At 63.3% G+C, this 16,251-nt stretch carries 17 protein-coding genes; 2 read left to right on the forward strand and 15 right to left on the reverse strand.

Translation table 11 applies throughout. The annotated features are described in order from the left end of the window. Window positions 1-52 precede the first annotated feature (52 nt). On the forward strand, window positions 53-1,294 hold the full coding sequence (locus ACFUOZ_RS03115) for a PrsW family intramembrane metalloprotease (protein ID WP_377544671.1): 1,242 nt from the start codon (window positions 53-55) through the stop codon (window positions 1,292-1,294). Between the two features lie 69 nt (window positions 1,295-1,363). On the opposite strand, the gene nusB is transcribed toward ACFUOZ_RS03115, so the two are convergent. The 14 genes from nusB to ACFUOZ_RS03185 form a co-directional block, all read right to left on the reverse strand. Continuing rightward, window positions 1,364-1,774 (reverse strand): transcription antitermination factor NusB, encoded by a 411-nt coding sequence (nusB, locus tag ACFUOZ_RS03120; protein WP_257368001.1) that lies wholly within the window; start codon window positions 1,772-1,774, stop codon window positions 1,364-1,366. After that, window positions 1,774-2,337: an elongation factor P gene (gene efp / locus ACFUOZ_RS03125; protein WP_011774957.1), complete on the reverse strand. Its 564-nt coding sequence runs from the start codon at window positions 2,335-2,337 to the stop codon at window positions 1,774-1,776. Before efp ends, nusB begins: the two co-directional genes overlap by 1 nt. A gap of 155 nt (window positions 2,338-2,492) precedes the next feature. After that, a complete protein-coding gene (locus ACFUOZ_RS03130) occupies window positions 2,493-3,014 on the reverse strand; it encodes a tetratricopeptide repeat protein (protein ID WP_377544674.1) in 522 nt (173 codons plus the stop codon). Next, entirely contained in the window at window positions 3,011-4,102 is a 1,092-nt protein-coding gene (gene aroB, locus ACFUOZ_RS03135; RefSeq protein WP_377544676.1) for a 3-dehydroquinate synthase, read from the reverse strand. The genes ACFUOZ_RS03130 and aroB overlap by 4 nt, the downstream gene beginning before the upstream one ends. Further along, a complete protein-coding gene (locus ACFUOZ_RS03140; protein WP_377544678.1) occupies window positions 4,099-4,665 on the reverse strand; it encodes a shikimate kinase in 567 nt (188 codons plus the stop codon). Before ACFUOZ_RS03140 ends, aroB begins: the two co-directional genes overlap by 4 nt. After that, window positions 4,665-5,864 (reverse strand): chorismate synthase, encoded by a 1,200-nt coding sequence (aroC, locus tag ACFUOZ_RS03145; protein ID WP_377544680.1) that lies wholly within the window; start codon window positions 5,862-5,864, stop codon window positions 4,665-4,667. The genes ACFUOZ_RS03140 and aroC overlap by 1 nt, the downstream gene beginning before the upstream one ends. 26 nt (window positions 5,865-5,890) lie before the next feature. Beyond that, window positions 5,891-6,745 (reverse strand): shikimate dehydrogenase, encoded by an 855-nt coding sequence (locus ACFUOZ_RS03150; protein ID WP_377544966.1) that lies wholly within the window; start codon window positions 6,743-6,745, stop codon window positions 5,891-5,893. Beyond that, a complete protein-coding gene (gene mltG / locus ACFUOZ_RS03155) occupies window positions 6,742-8,451 on the reverse strand; it encodes an endolytic transglycosylase MltG (RefSeq protein ID WP_377544682.1) in 1,710 nt (569 codons plus the stop codon). The genes ACFUOZ_RS03150 and mltG overlap by 4 nt, the downstream gene beginning before the upstream one ends. Beyond that, the gene (gene ruvX, locus ACFUOZ_RS03160; protein WP_377544684.1) at window positions 8,448-9,038 is read right to left on the reverse strand and encodes a Holliday junction resolvase RuvX; all 591 of its coding nucleotides are present in this window, start codon (window positions 9,036-9,038) and stop codon (window positions 8,448-8,450) included. The genes mltG and ruvX overlap by 4 nt, the downstream gene beginning before the upstream one ends. Before the next feature lie 2 nt (window positions 9,039-9,040). Beyond that, complete coding sequence (alaS, locus tag ACFUOZ_RS03165; protein ID WP_377544686.1) at window positions 9,041-11,719, reverse strand: alanine--tRNA ligase; 2,679 nt, start codon at window positions 11,717-11,719, stop codon at window positions 9,041-9,043. A gap of 114 nt (window positions 11,720-11,833) precedes the next feature. After that, a complete protein-coding gene (locus ACFUOZ_RS03170; RefSeq protein ID WP_208759929.1) occupies window positions 11,834-12,064 on the reverse strand; it encodes a hypothetical protein in 231 nt (76 codons plus the stop codon). A gap of 22 nt (window positions 12,065-12,086) precedes the next feature. Continuing rightward, complete coding sequence (locus ACFUOZ_RS03175; protein ID WP_017197541.1) at window positions 12,087-12,461, reverse strand: DUF948 domain-containing protein; 375 nt, start codon at window positions 12,459-12,461, stop codon at window positions 12,087-12,089. Between the two features lie 158 nt (window positions 12,462-12,619). Beyond that, on the reverse strand, window positions 12,620-13,240 hold the full coding sequence (rpsD, locus tag ACFUOZ_RS03180) for a 30S ribosomal protein S4 (protein ID WP_144658942.1): 621 nt from the start codon (window positions 13,238-13,240) through the stop codon (window positions 12,620-12,622). 190 nt (window positions 13,241-13,430) lie between these two features. Next, window positions 13,431-14,858, reverse strand: a complete 1,428-nt coding sequence (locus ACFUOZ_RS03185) for a replication-associated recombination protein A (protein ID WP_377544689.1) — start codon at window positions 14,856-14,858, stop codon at window positions 13,431-13,433. A 41-nt stretch (window positions 14,859-14,899) separates the two neighbouring features. On the opposite strand from ACFUOZ_RS03185, the gene ACFUOZ_RS03190 reads away from it, so the two are divergent. Continuing rightward, on the forward strand, window positions 14,900-15,532 hold the full coding sequence (locus tag ACFUOZ_RS03190; RefSeq protein WP_377544691.1) for a Vms1/Ankzf1 family peptidyl-tRNA hydrolase: 633 nt from the start codon (window positions 14,900-14,902) through the stop codon (window positions 15,530-15,532). Here ACFUOZ_RS03190 and ACFUOZ_RS03195 read toward each other — a convergent pair. Further along, window positions 15,496-16,242, reverse strand: coding sequence for a GNAT family N-acetyltransferase (locus ACFUOZ_RS03195; RefSeq protein ID WP_377544968.1), 747 nt, complete (start codon window positions 16,240-16,242; stop codon window positions 15,496-15,498). The two genes, ACFUOZ_RS03190 and ACFUOZ_RS03195, sit on opposite strands and share 37 nt — an antisense overlap. Window positions 16,243-16,251: the final 9 nt, after the last annotated feature.

Raw genomic sequence — 16,251 nt, forward strand, 5'->3', positions numbered from 1 at the left:
CAGGAGAGTGAGTTTAAGCTCACACTTCCTCCCGTGGAATAGGCTCGTTTCCATGAGCATGAACCACCCAGGCCAGTACGGCGGACAGCCCCACCCGGGTCCCTATCTTGAACCGGGGGCGAACCCTACGTGGATCGGCCACGTCCAGCCCGGTAATTACCAGCCGGCACCGGGCAACAGGGCTCCGCTTCCGCAGCAGACCTGGGCCATGCCGCCGGTACGGCGCAGCTGGGGCACGCTGCCCTTGTTGATCGTTGGCGCCGTCCTGGCCCTTGGGAGTCTTCTGCTGGTGGTTCCGTTCCTGCTGGGCAATACCGGCGCTACCGGCTTCGTCATCGGTTTCCTGGTGTCCCTGGTTCCGTTGTCCATCGTCCTTTTGACCGTGCGCCTCATTGACCGCTGGGAGCCCGAACCGCCCAGGCTTCTCTGGTTCGCCTTTACCTGGGGCGCCGCAGTGTCCATTGCCGGCACGCTGTTGATCCAGCCACTCTTCGCCTTGGCCGCCCCCACCTCCAGCGAAGAAGCCTTCGCTTATTTCATGGCCACGGTCCAGGCGCCGATTGTGGAGGAATTCACCAAGTCCTTGGGTCTTCTGGTCCTGATCCTCGCAGCCCGGAAGTACTTCGACGGGCCCGTGGATGGGGTGGTGTTCGCCTTCACCATCGCCGCCGGCTTCGCGTTCACGGAGAACATCCTCTATTTTGGCCGTGAAATAGCCTCCTCCAATGATCCCGGCACAGACTTGGTGCGCATCTTCATCCTGCGGGGCGTCATGTCACCCTTTGCCCACGCCGTCTTCACCGGCACGACAGGCTTGATCATGGGCTTTGCCGCACGGAAGTGGCACCCCGGATATGCGGTCCTGGCTTTCTTCATCGGCCTGCTGCCCGCGATGTTCCTCCACAACCGCTGGAACAGCATGGGCCAGAACTTCCTTGCAGAGTACTTCGTTGTCCAGGTGCCGATCTTCCTGATCGCCGCCGTCGGCATCATCCTGCTTCGGCTCGCCGAAGGAAAACTGACTCGGCAAAGACTCCTTGAATACGCCCGCGCGGGATGGTTTACGCCGGCAGAAGTGGAAATGCTTGCCACCGCACGGGGAAGGCGCCAAGCACTTCGCTGGGCGGCGTCACGGGGGCGAGCACCGCAAATGAAGGCCTTCATCAAGGGAGCAACAGCCCTGGCATTTACCCGCCAACGGATCCTCAGCGGACGCGACGTCAACTCGCACCAACGCGACGAACTCGAACACCTTCACGCAGTCCCCGTATTGCGGGCCGCGGTCCTCCAGTAGGCCGCTTAAAGAAATGGACCCTTCCCGGTTTTCCCGGGAAGGGTCCAATCACAACTATTGTCAAGCCGGCTACGCCAGCAGCGACGGCTTGAGCTTTTGGAGACGGCCAAGCAATCCGTTGATGAAGGCCGGGGACTCGTCGGTGGACATCGTCTTGGCCAGGGCGACGGCTTCGCTTACCGCTACTCCGTCAGGAACTTCGTCGTTGTAGAGAAGTTCCCAGGCTCCAATGCGAAGGATGATGAGGTCCACCGAGGGCATACGCTCAAGGGTCCAGCCCTGGGCATAGGTCTCGAGGAACTCGTCGATGGTTGCTTGCATGGACACCACGCCTTCCACGATTTCCACCGTGTAGGGGTTGATGACCAGGTCTGTCTTCTCCCGACGCGCCTTCAGGGCGTCAAAAGCCGAAACCGAGCGCTGCTCCGCTTCGAAAAGTACTTCCAAGGCCCTGCTACGGGCTTTACCGCGGGCGCTCACTAGTCGTTGACCCGGCCCAGGTAGCTGCCATCGCGGGTGTCGACCTTGACCTTGGTGCCCTGCTCCACGAACAGCGGCACCTGGATCTCGTAGCCGGTTTCAACTGTGGCCGGCTTGGTTCCAGCCGAGGAGCGGTCGCCCTGCAGGCCCGGCTCGGTGTAGGTGATTTCGAGCACAACGCTCGGGGGCAGCTCGATGTAGAGCGGCGTACCTTCGTGGATGGCGATGTTGACCATCTGGTTTTCAAGCATGAAGTTGGTGGCGTCGCCAACCGTCGCACCGGAGACCGTGATCTGGTCGTAGTCCTGGGTGTCCATGAAGACGAAGTCTTCGCCATCCTGGTACAGGTACTGGTAGTCGCGACGGTCGACAGTCGCGGTTTCGATCTTCAGGCCGGCGTTGAAGGTCTTGTCGACCACCTTGCCGGACATGACATTGCGCATCTTGGTGCGGACAAAGGCGCCACCCTTGCCGGGCTTGACGTGCTGGAACTCGATGATGTTCCAGAGCTGGCCCTCGAGCTTCAGTACGGTCCCGTTCTTGATGTCGTTTGTGGTTGCCACTCGTATCCTCTGGTTAATCGCACTGGTTCCAGCTGCCAGCTATCTATGCCAAGCAGGCGTGCCAATCGGCGCGCCAGCGCGTATTTATCAAAAATCCAAAAACCATTCTACCGTCAAATACGGAGCTGCCTTGCAAACAGCGTTCCGGGCAGCCTTCAGGAGGCAAGTTCCATGACGTCCCGTGCCCGCTGCAGGGCTACGGCCGAGGAGTAGATCAGCGCGGCATCGGCAGCCATGGCCACCCTCAGGTCCAGGGCCCTGGCGAACTCCTCGGATGCTGCAAGGGCGTTGCCGCTGACGAAGTAGGCACGGCCAAGGTACTGGCGCACTACCGCTTCCTTGGAGGTTCCCTGGACCTCTTGCAACAAATGCCGGAACAACTGGACAGCCCGGTCAAGGCGGTTGGTGGCACGGTGGACTTCTGCCTCGAAAATCCTCAGCCGGAAAGACTCGGGATCCTTGTACCGGGCCTCCGCCAACAGCTCAGCTGCTTCCTTTGGCTGGTTCTCCAGCAGGAGGGCCATGATCCGGTCTGCGGGATCATCTGAAGCCGCAAGCGCGGTCTCCATGACTTCCTCGTTGACCACCACGGGCAAGAGCGTGTCGGGGTTCATCCGGACACCGGGGAAACCGGCAGTAGGCCAGTCACTGACACCTTCGCGCAGGGCGATCGTCATGATGCGATCTCCTGGTACGCGGCAAAGAGAAGGGAGGTATCGGGGACGTCCAGGATCCCGGGCTTGGCGATTCCGTCCAGCACGACAAAGCGGAGCAGGTCACCACGGGACTTCTTGTCCCGGCGCATGCCATCCAGCAGTCCCTGCCACCTGTCCCTGCGGTACGTGATGGGCAGGCCGAGGCTCTCGAGGATGGTGCGGTGCCGATCGGCATCGGCATCGGACAAGCGGCCTACACTGCGGGACAACTCTGCTGCGAACATCATTCCCACGGACACGGCGGCACCGTGGCGCCAGGAGTATCGCTCCACCAGTTCGATGGCGTGGCCGAGCGTATGGCCATAGTTCAGGATTTCGCGCAGACCGGATTCCTTGAGGTCCTGGGAGACGACGTCCGCCTTGACGGCAATGGCCCGCTCAATGAGTTCCCGGAGAACCTCGGAACCCGGGTCCGTCACGGCGTCCGTGTTCTTTTCGATCAGCTCGAGGATTACGGGGTCTGCGATGAATCCACATTTGATGACCTCGGCCATGCCGGAGATGAGCTCGTTCTTCGGCAGGGTCTGGAGCGTATCGAGATCAGCCAGGACGGCTGCGGGCGGGTGGAAGGAACCCACGAGGTTCTTTCCCTCAGCCGTGTTGATGCCGGTCTTACCGCCAACTGACGCGTCAACCATGCCCAGGAGACTGGTGGGCATGTGGATGACCTTGACGCCGCGAAGCCAGGTGGCGGCGACGAAGCCGGCGAGATCGGTAACAGCACCGCCGCCGACTGCAACGATGGCATCCGAGCGGGTGAAGTCGTTTTGCCCCAGGACCTGCCAGCAGAACGCAGCAACCTGGATGTGCTTGCCTTCCTCGGCGTCCGGAATTTCAGCAGTGAGCGCGGTGAAACCAGCGCTCTCCAGTTCGTCGCGGACGGAGTCACCGGTCAGGCGGAGGGCGCGGGGGTGGATGACAAGTACCCGTCGGACGCGCTCCCCGAGTTTTTCCGGAAGGCTCTCCAGCAGACCGCGGCCCACCACGACGTCATAGTTTTCGTTGACTGACTGGCCGGTCACCTTGATGACAGTTGCTTCGTTACTCACTTTTCAACTTCCTCTTTCAAGGCTGCATGCTGGCGCAGCCGTTCCTCCAACTGGAGGCCGATGTCCGCCACGGTTCCTGTACGTACATCCATGACGATGTCTGCGAGTCGTTCGTAGACAGGACGCCTGGTGGCAAACAGCGCTTCCCAGCGCGCCATGGCGTCACCCTGCAGCAGGGGCCTTCCGGTGTTCCGCGCGATGCGGTCCGCAACGGTCTCGGCGTCGCACTCCAGGTAGACCACCGTGCACTCCCCCAGCAGTTGCTGGGTCCCGGAGTCAAGGACCGCCCCGCCTCCGAGCGAAATAATCGCCGGTTGCTCCTTGGCGGACTCGATCGACTTCGCCACGGCCCTGGCCTCGATTTCGCGGAAGGCGTGCTCGCCCCGACCCGCGAAGATGTCAGCGATACTGCCATGGGCAGCGACGACTACAGCATCGGTGTCCACGAACGGGAGACCAAGCTGCTGGGCAAGCTGCTGGCCTATGGCCGACTTGCCAACAGCCATAGGGCCCACCAAAACTACGGGACGGCCGGTGGAGCCGTCCAGGACAGAGCGGATCACTACCGGCCGACCGTGTCCAGGGTTGCCGGGATGTTGTCCAGGTAGCTTTGGAGGTTGCGTGCGGTCTCGGCAACGGAGTCGCCACCGAACTTCTCGGCAACAGCTTCGGCCAGAACCAAGGCAACCATGGCCTCGGCCACAACACCGGCTGCTGGAACCGCACAAACATCCGAACGCTGGTGGTGGGCTTTCGCGGGCTCGCCCGTGCTGACGTCAATGGTGCGCAGGGCACGCGGGACTGTGGCGATCGGCTTCATGGCCGCACGGACCCGCAGGACCTCGCCAATGCTCATGCCACCTTCGATGCCGCCGGCACGGTTGGTCTGGCGAACGATCCTGCCGTCTTCATCCTTGACGATCTCATCGTGGGCGGCAGAGCCGCGACGGGCAGCTGTCAGGAAGCCATCTCCCACCTCGACGCCCTTGATCGCTTGGATGCCCATGAGCGCTGCTGCCAGTCGCGAGTCGAGCCTGCGGTCCCAGTGGACGTAGCTGCCAAGTCCCGGGGGAAGCCCGTAAGCGAGGACCTCAACTACACCGCCAAGGGTTTCACCTTCCTTGTGTGCAGCGTCTACCTCGGCCACCATTGCGTTGGATGTCTCACGGTCGAAGCAACGCAGCGGGTCGGCGTCAAGTGCGATCACATCCCCGGGGACAGGCAAGGGCCGGCCTTCGGGGACAGCGACGCTGGCGATGGAGACTGTGTGGCTGACGAGTTCGATTCCAAGCTGCTTCAGGAACTGCGCTGCGACGGTACCAAGCGCCACGCGCGTGGCAGTTTCCCGTGCACTGGCGCGCTCAAGCACCGGCCGGGCCTCATCGAAGCCGTACTTCTGCATGCCCGTGAAATCGGCGTGCCCCGGACGCGGGCGCGTCAAAGGAGCGTTCCGCGCCTGGTCGGCCAGGAGTTCGGCGTCAACGGGATCAGCAGACATGATCTGCTCCCACTTGGGCCACTCGGTGTTTCCCACTTGGATGGCCACAGGACCGCCCTGGGTGATCCCGTGACGAACGCCACCCATGATGGTGACCTCGTCCTGCTCAAACTTCATGCGGGCGCCCCGGCCGTAGCCCAGGCGGCGACGCGCCAGCGCGTCACGAATTTGCCCGCTGGTGAGTTCAACACCGGCGGGCACGCCTTCAACAATTCCGATCAGAGCCGGACCGTGGGATTCACCGGCAGTCAACCAACGCAACATATAACCAATCCTGCCATGTAAGGCCTCTAGAACACCCGTCGGGGAAGCCCGACTGAGTCGCACATCACATCTATGACGGCGGCATCGACTTCACGGCCGCTGAAGAGCCGTATCTGCTCCGCCGCCTGGTACATCAGCATCTCCAGTCCCGGGACTACCGCTCCCCCGTGCCCGCTCCACACTTCGGCGATGCGGCTTGGCCAAGGATCATAGGCAACATCCAGCAGGACCCCCGCACCGGTCGCCGGCAACGACGCCAATTCGTCGGCGAGGCTATCGGCTGCACGCGGAGGAAAAGTGGAGATGACCAGCTCAGCTGCCGCCACGGCGGTGACGGCCTCGGTCAACGGCCGCACCGAGAGGGAAATCCCGACGGCGGCCGCCGCGGCTTCTGCGTCTGACGCGCGTGAAGCGTCCCGGACAAAAACGTCTACATGACCGGCACCCAACTCATGAACCGCAGCCACTGCCGCAGCCGAGGTACCGCCGCCACCGAGGATGGCAGCATTCGGAGCCGAAACCACCCCGGCATGACGAACCGATTCAACGATGCCCGCGACGTCAGTGTTGCAACCCGCACGACGCACCGTTCCGCCGTCGTGCTCGAAGACCACGGTGTTGATGACACCCAACTGGGCGCCCGCGCCGCGCACTTCGTCGACTTCTTTGATCATTGCAGATTTGAGCGGCATGGTCACCGACAAGCCGCACCAGGCGTTGTCACCCAGGAGCGACTCCATGAAGGCCGGAAGGCCATCCACGGTGACATCAATCGCCGAGTACTCAATATCCAAACCCAGCTTGGCGTACGCGGCCGAGTGGAGCGCCGGCGACTTCGAGTGGGAGATCGGATGCCCGAGGACCGCGGCCCGAAGCGTCACACGCACCGTCCCGCATTGGCCTGGCACCAAGCGTTGTATTGCTCAACGTAGGTGTTGTGCTCAGCGAGCGTCTTGGAGAACTTGGTCTCCTTGGTGTCCAGGTTGATCGTTACCCAGTACATGTAGTCGTTGGGCGTGGGCTTGGCGGCAGAGTCGATAGCCGTCTTTCCCGGTGAACCGATCGGACCCACGGGCAGGCCGACGTTCGCGTAGGTGTTGTACGGATTCGATTTGTCGGCCTTTTCCTCTTCCGTAACGTGGAAGGACTTCCTGCCGAGACCGTAGGTGACCGTTGCATCCGACTGGATAAGCCCGCTTGTTTCGACGTTGTTGGGCTTGAGCCTGTTGTAGATGGCGCCTGCAACATTTCCATAGTCAGCCTGTCCACCTTCGGCTTGCACAATGCTGGCGATCGTCACGACGTCGTACTGCTTGGCGGGATCGGTGATGCCCTGTGATTTCAGCTCATCCAGGGTGGTGGTTACAAGCTTCTGGATGATGTCCTTGGCGGAGGTTCCGAGATCGAAACGGTACTCCCCCGGCGCCAGGAAGCCTTCGAGGTTCTTGGCCTTGGCGGGAAGTCCGAACTGCCCGGGGGCCTGGTTAAGGGCGTTGAGCTGCTCCAACGGGATGCCGGAACCCTTGGCAATAGCGTCCAGGGATTCGTTGATCCGCAGCCCCGCACTCAGGGCGAAGTACATGACCTTGGAGGAGTCTTTGTTCACCAGGACCGCCACGGCGTCCGAGTTCTTCATCTCGGTCTTGAAGGTGAATTCACCTGGCGACAACTCGCCGCCCTGGCTGACGAATTCCTTAACAAAGGCGTCGGCATCCGCCACGACGTGCTTCTGCACGAGATCGCTTGCTACCGCCTTGGGCCCGGCGCCTTGGGGAACGGTGACGCTGACGGATCCGGTCCCGGGACCGGGGTAGTCCGTGACCTTGTCCATGCCAAGCAGGGGCTTCAGGAACTGCGCTCCAACAGCTACGGCGGTGACGAACACAGCCAGCGTCAACAGAAGGGCAAGGACACGACGGCGACGACGCGCCTTCTTCGCGGCAGCTTTGGTGGCGGGGGACGCTATTGGCGCCAGGAGTTCGTGGGCATGGTCATCATGGTGAAGCTCGTCGTGGTGGAGCTCCTCGTGGTGGAGCTCGTCGTGGTGGAGCTCCTCGTGGTGCAGCTCCTCGTGATGAAGCCCGTCGTGGTGCAGCTCATCATGGGCATCCACGCCGTGGTGGGAATCCTGCCCGGCGTATTCGTGGGCTTCCAACGGCGCCCCGGCGTGCTCGGCGAAAACCAATTCACCTTCGCCGTGGACCTGATCAGATTCTGCATGCTCACCGTGACCGGCATGGGCCGCGGCGACGCCGGCTGCCTCGTCAGCGTTCGAGGGCGCCGGTGCGACCGGCTGTTCCGCTGCGCGGGGAGGGGCAACCGGCACAGGAGGTGCAACTGGAACAGGAGGAGCTACTGGAACGGGCGGGGGCACGGGGGCCTGCGCAGCCGGAACGGCAGGGACGGGGCGGGGAAGTTCTGTTTCTGCCTCGGCCGCTGAAGAGTCCTCCCCCGGCGTGGCTTCGGGAACGGGTACGACATTGTGGTTCTGCGTGGCGAGAAATCTCTCGCGCGCCCGCAGCTCTTTGCGGGTCAGCGGCATGCCGCCGCCGGTACCGCTGGAGGGGTCGTTGTTGACCGGGCTCACAGTTGCAGTCCCCTCGTAGAAGAATCAGGTTCACTGCCGGAGGCAGCCTGCAGCGTTGGGGCACTGCTGGGCTTTTCGGGTTCCGTCGGCGCCTGCACTCGGCGGCCAACGTCCGTTCCTCTGGCTTTTTGCATGTCGATCGCGTGCTGGAGTATTCCAGCAGCAGCAACCTGATCAACCACTTTACGGTGATTCCGGCTGCTCATGCCAGCTTCATGCAGGTTGCGGTGTGCCGTCACGCTGGAAAGCCGCTCATCAATGAGGTTCACGGGAATGTCCAAACCTGCCCGTGAAAGCTCGTTCACAAGCAGCAGGGCATACTCGGTTGCCATGGCGGCCGAGCCCCGTTCCTCGCCCTTCATGGTGCGAGGCAGCCCCACGAAAATTTGCACCGCAGGCAATTCCGCGGCGTGCTTGACCACCAGACGGACATCGGAGTTCTTTTTGGCGTCGCGCCCGACCGTCTTGAACGGCGTGGCGAGGATTCCATCGGGATCGCACTGGGCAAGGCCCACCCTGACGGTACCGACGTCTACCCCCAGCTTGATGCCATGGGGGTAGACGTCATCGTTAGTACGTGTGGACACCGTCAGCGCTTGGCTATCGCGTCCACCACGGCTGTGAGGGCCTCGGAGACCTTCGCAGCGTCGGTGCCACCGCCCTGGGCGACGTCGTCCTTGCCGCCACCACCGCCGCCGAGAATACCTGCGGCCAAACGGACCAGCGCTCCAGCCTTGACTCCAACCTCGCGGGCGGCTTCGTTGGTGGCGATCAGGATGACTGGACGGTCATTGCTGACACCGGCAACTGCCACCGCGGCAGCGTCCGAACCGAGGCGGTTACGCAGGTCCAGCGCAAGGTTCCGCAGGTCATCCGCTCCACCCACCTGTCCGGCGTCGTGGGCGACAACCCGCACCCCACCAGCGTCCTTTGCCGTCCCCACAAGGTTGGCGGCCGCTGCGGCGAGTTGTTCCTTGCGGAGCCGGTCGAGTTCCTTCTCCGTCGCCTTCAGCTTGTTCAGGGTGCTGGAGATCCTGTCCGCAAGCTGGCCGGAAGGAACTTTCAGCAGCTCGGTCAGTTCAGTCACCAGCGCACGCTCCGCGGCAAGGTGGCGGAAGGCATCAAGGCCCACAAAAGCCTCGACGCGCCGGTTTCCCGAACCCACGGACTGTTCACCCAGCAGCGACAAGCTGCCAATGAGGGACGTATTGGACACGTGCGTGCCACCACAAAGTTCACGCGACCACGCGCCGTCGATCTCCACGACCCGGACTTCGCTGCCGTAGTTCTCGCCAAACAGGGCCATGGCACCGAGCGCCTTGGCTTCTGCCAGGCCCATCACCTTGGTGTCCACCCGGTAGTTGTTCCGGATGGCGATGTTGGAAACTTCTTCGATCTCGGAACGCGTTGCCGGGCTCAGACCTTCACCCCAGGCAAAGTCGAAGCGCAGGTATCCGGCTTTGTTGAAGGAACCACGCTGGGTGGCCTCCGGGCCAAGGATCTGGTGCAGGGCAGCGTGGACGATGTGCGTACCTGTGTGCGCCTGCTCGGCTGCATGCCGGCGTTCACGGTCGACGGCGGCGCGCACCAAGGCGTCAGAGGCAATCTCACCTTCGCGGACGATCGCCTTGTGCACGCTCAAGCCCTTGATGGGACGCTGGACGTCAAGGACCTCCACGACGAAGCCGTCGCCGGTGATGAGGCCGGTATCGGCTGACTGGCCACCGGCTTCGGCATAGAACGGGGTTTCGTTCAGGACGAGTTCGATTTCGTCACCGGTGGAGGCATGCGAAACTGCCCGGCCGCCGTTGACGATTCCCCGAACCTTCGATTCGCCGTCGAGCTCGTCGTAGCCGGTAAACACGGTCTCGCCCTTGCCCAGGAGCTCCTTGTACGCGGTGAGGTCGGCATGGCCGCCCTTTTTGCCCTTGGCATCAGCCTGGGCGCGCTGGCGCTGCTCAAGCATGAGCGCACGGAAGCCTGCCTCGTCCACCTTGAGGCCGGCCTCTTCTGCCATCTCCAATGTCAGGTCGATGGGGAAGCCGTAGGTGTCATGGAGGGTAAACGCGTCGGCCCCGGAAAGCGGGACTCCTGCAGCCTTGGATTCAGCCACTGCGTCCTCCAGGCGTGCTGTACCTGAAGCAATGGTGCGGAGGAAGGCCTTTTCTTCGGCGTAGGCAATGCGGCTGATGCGGGCGAAGTCGGTCTCCACCACGGGGTAGACCCCCTTCATGGCGTCGCGGGACGCGGGAAGAAGGTCAGGCAGGCAGGCCTTCTCGACACCCAGCAGGCGCATGGCACGCACGGCGCGGCGGATCAGGCGGCGCAGCACATAGCCGCGGCCTTCGTTTGACGGTGCCACGCCGTCGGCGATGAGCATCAGGGCGGACCTGATGTGGTCGGCGACGACGCGCATCCGGACGTCATCGGTGTGGTGCGGATCCTCGGGAGTTTCCGCCGAGGTGTACTCACGGCCTGACAGCTCAGCAGCCTTGTCGATGACAGGGCGGACCTGGTCGGTCTCGTACATGTTCTCAACGCCCTGGAGAATCATCGCCAGACGCTCCATGCCGAGGCCGGTGTCGATGTTCTTCTTCGGCAGCTCGCCAACGATGTCGAAGTCAACTTTGGAGCGGACGTTTTCGATCTGGTACTGCATGAACACGAGGTTCCAGATTTCGATGTACCGGGTTTCGTCAGCCAACGGGCCACCCTCTACACCGTAGGCCGGGCCGCGGTCATAATAAATTTCCGAGCAGGGACCTGCAGGGCCGGGCTGTCCGGTGGACCAGTAGTTATCGGCCTTGCCCATCCGCTGGATTCTTTCAGCCGGAATACCGGTGTTCTTCAGCCACAATTCCTTGGCTTCGTCATCCTCTTCGTAGACCGTCACCCAGAGGCGCTCGGCAGGAAGTCCGTAACCGCCGTCGTCAACGCTCTTGGTGAGCAGCTCGAAAGCGAACTTGATGGCGTCTTCCTTGAAGTAGTCGCCAAAGGAGAAGTTCCCGCACATCTGGAAGAACGTGCCGTGGCGGGCAGTCTTGCCCACTTCTTCGATGTCACCGGTGCGGATGCACTTCTGGACGCTGGTGGCACGGCTGTAGGGCGGCTCTTCCCGGGCGGTCAGGTAGGGAATGAACGGCACCATTCCGGCCACAGTGAAGAGAAGGGACGGGTCGCTGGAAACGAGCGACGCGGAGGGAACGGCGGTGTGGCCCTTGCTGACAAAAAAGTCCACCCAGCGCTTGGTGATCTCCTGCGACTTCATTAGCTGATTACTTACCCTTCTCAATTCACTGCACACGATGTGCGCGGTTCCGGCTGGTGCCGTTCCGCAGCTTTCCATTCTGCCCTGTTGAGGGCTTCGGAGCGAACCGCTCCGTTAGCGCCCGCCTGCCGCGGCGTCGTCGATTCCCAGCGCTGCCCGGAGATCTTCTTCGCGCTGGTGCATGCCTGAGCGCACGGCATCGGCGAAGTCGAACAGTCCGTCGGCCATCCGGCCAACAGCACGGTTCAAACCTTCGGGTCCCAGGTTGGCCTGCGCCTCGGTGATCTTACGGAAGGCGATGACGCCGATTGCGACGCCGATGCCCATCCACACAATTCTCTTCATCGGTTTATGGTCTCCCGTTGGTTCAGCGGCTGCGACGGCCGGAGGAAGGGGTGCGGCGTCCGGCGAACGCCGAGCGGACGCCGTAGCTGAAGGCAGCCACCTTGATCAGGGGCGAACCAACCGTCGCCGCCACGAGCGAGGACAGCGCGGAAATGTTGGCGGACGCATCAGAAACGTTCGAGGCAATGCCATCAACTTTCTTCAGCTGCTGGTTGGTGGTTGTGACGGTTGCCGTCACTTCGTCCATCAGGGGCGTGGCGCCGTCGCTGATGGAACGGATGGAGGTGCGGACCTCGTCGAAGACGCCGCCCAACTTCAGAATGGGCACAGCCAACAGCAGAACCAGGAGCGCGAAGACTCCAGCTGCGATGAGACCGGCAATGTCGCCACCAGACATAGAACACTTCTCCTAGGATCGTTGCGCTGCCTTGCACCTGCCGCGGCGCGGCTTTGGGCAAGGCCTCCCCCAGTACCTTACCTATAGAGGAGCGGTACCTTATAGACAAAGAAGCCCGCGGCGGCTGCCACGGGCTTCTTTGTCTGCGCTGCTTGAATTTAGCGGGCGTAGAATTCGACGACGAGCTGCTCTTCGCAGATCACGGGGACCTCGGAGCGCTTCGGGCGACGAACCAGGCGTGCCTGCAGGGCGTCAATCTTGACGTCCAGGTACGGCGGCACGTTGTTCAGGACGTGTGCGCCGGCAGCGGCGACCTGGAACGGAGCCATAACCTCGGAGCGGCTGTGTACGTGGATGAGCTGGCCTTCGCCAACGCGGAAGGACGGGCGGTCAACGCGAACGCCGTCAACCAGGATGTGGCGGTGCACAACCAGCTGGCGGGCCTGTGCGATGGTGCGGGCGAAGCCTGCACGGAGCACGAGGGCGTCCAGACGCATTTCCAGCAGCTCAACCAGGTTCTCACCGGTCAGGCCCTTGGTGCGGCGTGCTTCTTCGAAGGCACGGGTCATCTGGGCTTCGCGGATGCCGTACTGGGCGCGCAGACGCTGCTTTTCGCGCAGACGTACGGCGTAGTCGGAGTCCTGCTTCTTGCGGGCACGGCCGTGCTCACCGGGGCCGTACGGACGGCGCTCCATGTACTTGGCGGCCTTGGGGGTCAGAGCAATGCCGAGTGCACGCGAAAGGCGTGCGGTACGGCGAGCACGAGTGTTGTTAGCCACTTGTGTCCTTCCAATTACTGCGGTGTATCAGTGTTCCTGGCCTCCATCAGGGAGAGCATCGGCCAACCGCTGCCTCTTGCTACTGGCCCGGGCGCGCAGCACCATTGAAGGAAATCTTCAAGGAATGTGGCGTCGGGTCATGCCAGACAAGGATCCATCCTACCACGGGCGCTGAATCCGCTCGCCCGCGCTATTCGCCGCGGACGATCTTCCGGAGCCTCTCCAGCCTTGCCGCGATATCGCGCTCAACACCGTTGTTTGTTGGCTCGTAGTAATTCCTGCCCACAAGGTCGTCCGGTGGGTACTGCTGGGTGGCAATTCCGTGGGGCTCGTCGTGGGCGTATTTGTAGCTCTTGCCATGGCCCAGCTGTTTCGCCCCGGGATAGTGGGAGTCGCGCAGGTGCATGGGTATCCCGCCCCCATGGCCGGCCCGCACATCAGCCACCGCCTTGTTCAAGCCCATGTAGGCGGCATTGGACTTCGGCGCGGTGGCCAAATGCACCACGGCTTCGGCCAACACGATCCTGCCCTCCGGCATGCCGATCAGCTGCACTGCCTGTGCTGCGGCGACGGCGGTCTGCAAAGCAGTGGGATCGGCCATGCCGATGTCTTCGGCAGCGGAGATGACGATTCTGCGGGCCACGAAGCGCGGGTCCTCCCCCGCTTCCAACATCCGCGCAAGGTAATGCAAGGCTGCGTCGACGTCGGATCCACGGATGGACTTGATGAAGGCGCTGGCGACGTCGTAATGCTGGTCTCCGGCGCGGTCGTAGCGGACCGCGGCGGCATCGAGTGCGCGCTCCGTGTGGCGCAGTTCCACCAGCACCGGCGCGTCAGACTCACCGTCCTCGACGGCGGTGGCGTCACCGAACGCCACCCCGGCGGCAGCCTCCAGCGCCGTGAGTGCACGCCGGGCGTCGCCTCCGGATAAGCGCACGAGGTGCTCAAGCGCCTCCGGGGACAGCTCGACACGTCCGGCAAGGCCGCGGGCATCCGTCACGGCCTTCTGCAGCAAACCGGAGATATCGTCATCGGTCAGCGGTTTCAGGGTCAGCAACAGGGATCGGGACAAGAGCGGCGACACCACGGAGAAGGACGGGTTTTCGGTAGTAGCCGCGACCAGCACCACCCAGCGGTTCTCGACCCCGGGCAGGAGCGCGTCCTGCTGTGCCTTGTTGAAGCGGTGGATCTCGTCCAGGAACAGCACCGTGGTCTTTTTGTAGAGGTCCCGGGCGGTCAATGCCTCGTCCATGACCCTGCGCACGTCCTTGACACCGGCAGTGATGGCGGAGAGTTCAACGAACTTCCGGCCGGGTCCGCGTGCGATCACATGGGCCAAGGTGGTCTTGCCCGTCCCGGGAGGTCCCCAGAGGATGACCGAGCTGGGTCCGGCGGGGCCTGCGGCCTCGGCACCGGCGGCAAGCTGCCGCAGTGGAGAACCCTGGCCCAACAGATGCTGCTGACCCACGACATCGTCCAAGGTCCGCGGACGCATCCGCACAGCCAACGGACTGCGCTGGGACGCCATCCAGTTGGCGTCCGAGGGTCCTCCGGCGGCAGGCAGCTCCTCCGACTCGTCGTCGTCGTTCACTGCACCGGCACCAAAGAGATCTTCCACATGGATAGGCTACTCATAGTTCCAGCAAAGGAGACATTGACGTGCAGCGCCCAGCATCAGCACCGAGCCGCCCAGGCGGACGCCGGACCGCCCTGGTGCCCGCAGAACGGTTGCACGGATGGGTGGAGCGGTTCACGGCCAGCCACGGTGCGGTGGAGGAAGATCTCGACGACGGCGGCCTGCTGCTGCGGGCTGCCGATGGAGCCGAAGCGCTTCTGCGGGCACCGTGGCCGGCCGACGGGAGACCGGGAAGAGGCGCGACGGAACTGGACCGCCTGGCATCGCTGGCGAGCCAGGAGCGCGGACTCGGCGTGCTCCTGATCCGCAAAGGTGGTTTCGCCCTGGCCGCCGCCAGCGGTCCGACAATCCTGGCGACCAAGAGTGGTTCACGCTTCATCGATGCCAAATCCACAGCCGAACACGCAGCGCGGATCTTCGCCAACCACAGGATCGAATACCTTGTGACCGGCGGCGACCGCGCTTTGGTGGAACAGGTGCTTGCCCAGCCCCCGCTCAAAACCGTGTCCGGCAGGACCAGGCTGGCTTTTTTGGACGTGCAGGAACCGAAATCCGCCGCACTCCCCAAAGCGGCAGCCGACGCCTGTTCCCTGCGAATCAGCGTGACGGATGCGCCGGTTCAGCAACCTCCAGGGGCACGTTTCAGCGGAGCCTGACGATACAGATAGCCTCCGCAGTCCGTGAAGCCGGCCTTCGCGTAAAGAGCCTGCGCCCCTTGGTTGGCCGCAGTGACCAGCAGCCAGAACCCCTTGAGGTTGCGTTGGGCTCCGGCCAGCAGCAATGCCTCCAGCACCGTGGTCCCATGGCCCCGCCTGCGGTGCGCCGTCGACGTCGCCATGCTGTAGATACCGCCCCAGCCGTCCACCAAGGCCAGACGCCCGACGGCGGCGGGAACGCCGTCGTCGTCCCTCACCAGGGCGTAAAGCGAGGGGCAAGCGGTGAGTATCCTGCGGGCGACAGACAGTTCTGCCTCTCCGCCGCGGCCATCCACCGACCACCACACCTCCAGCCATTCCGGCGAGGGTTCTTCGCTGACTTCCACGCCGGCAGCCGGCACTTCGCCGGGAACGTCAGCGGCGTCCCGGACCATGATCCTGGTCTCGGACTGCCTGGTGAAGCGCTGGTGGTCAAGAACAGCGTTGAGCCCTGCGCTGCGGGGATCGTCGAAGACCTGGAAGATCAGAGGCAGCCTGCGCGAGCGGTACCACTGGGCAGCGGACTGAACACTGTGGGCGATGCCCTCCTGCCCTGCTTGGGCCGGAACCCTGGGCCACACCGAGTTCGCCCGCTGCGTCACTCCCTCCGAGGCGCGAAGCACCCACTGGCCCGATTCCTCGCGCTCAAGCGCTGGCCAGGCCTTGTCCATCAGCTCTTC

This window comes from Paenarthrobacter sp. NPDC057355 (assembly GCF_042667405.1).
Classification (GTDB): domain Bacteria; phylum Actinomycetota; class Actinomycetes; order Actinomycetales; family Micrococcaceae; genus Arthrobacter.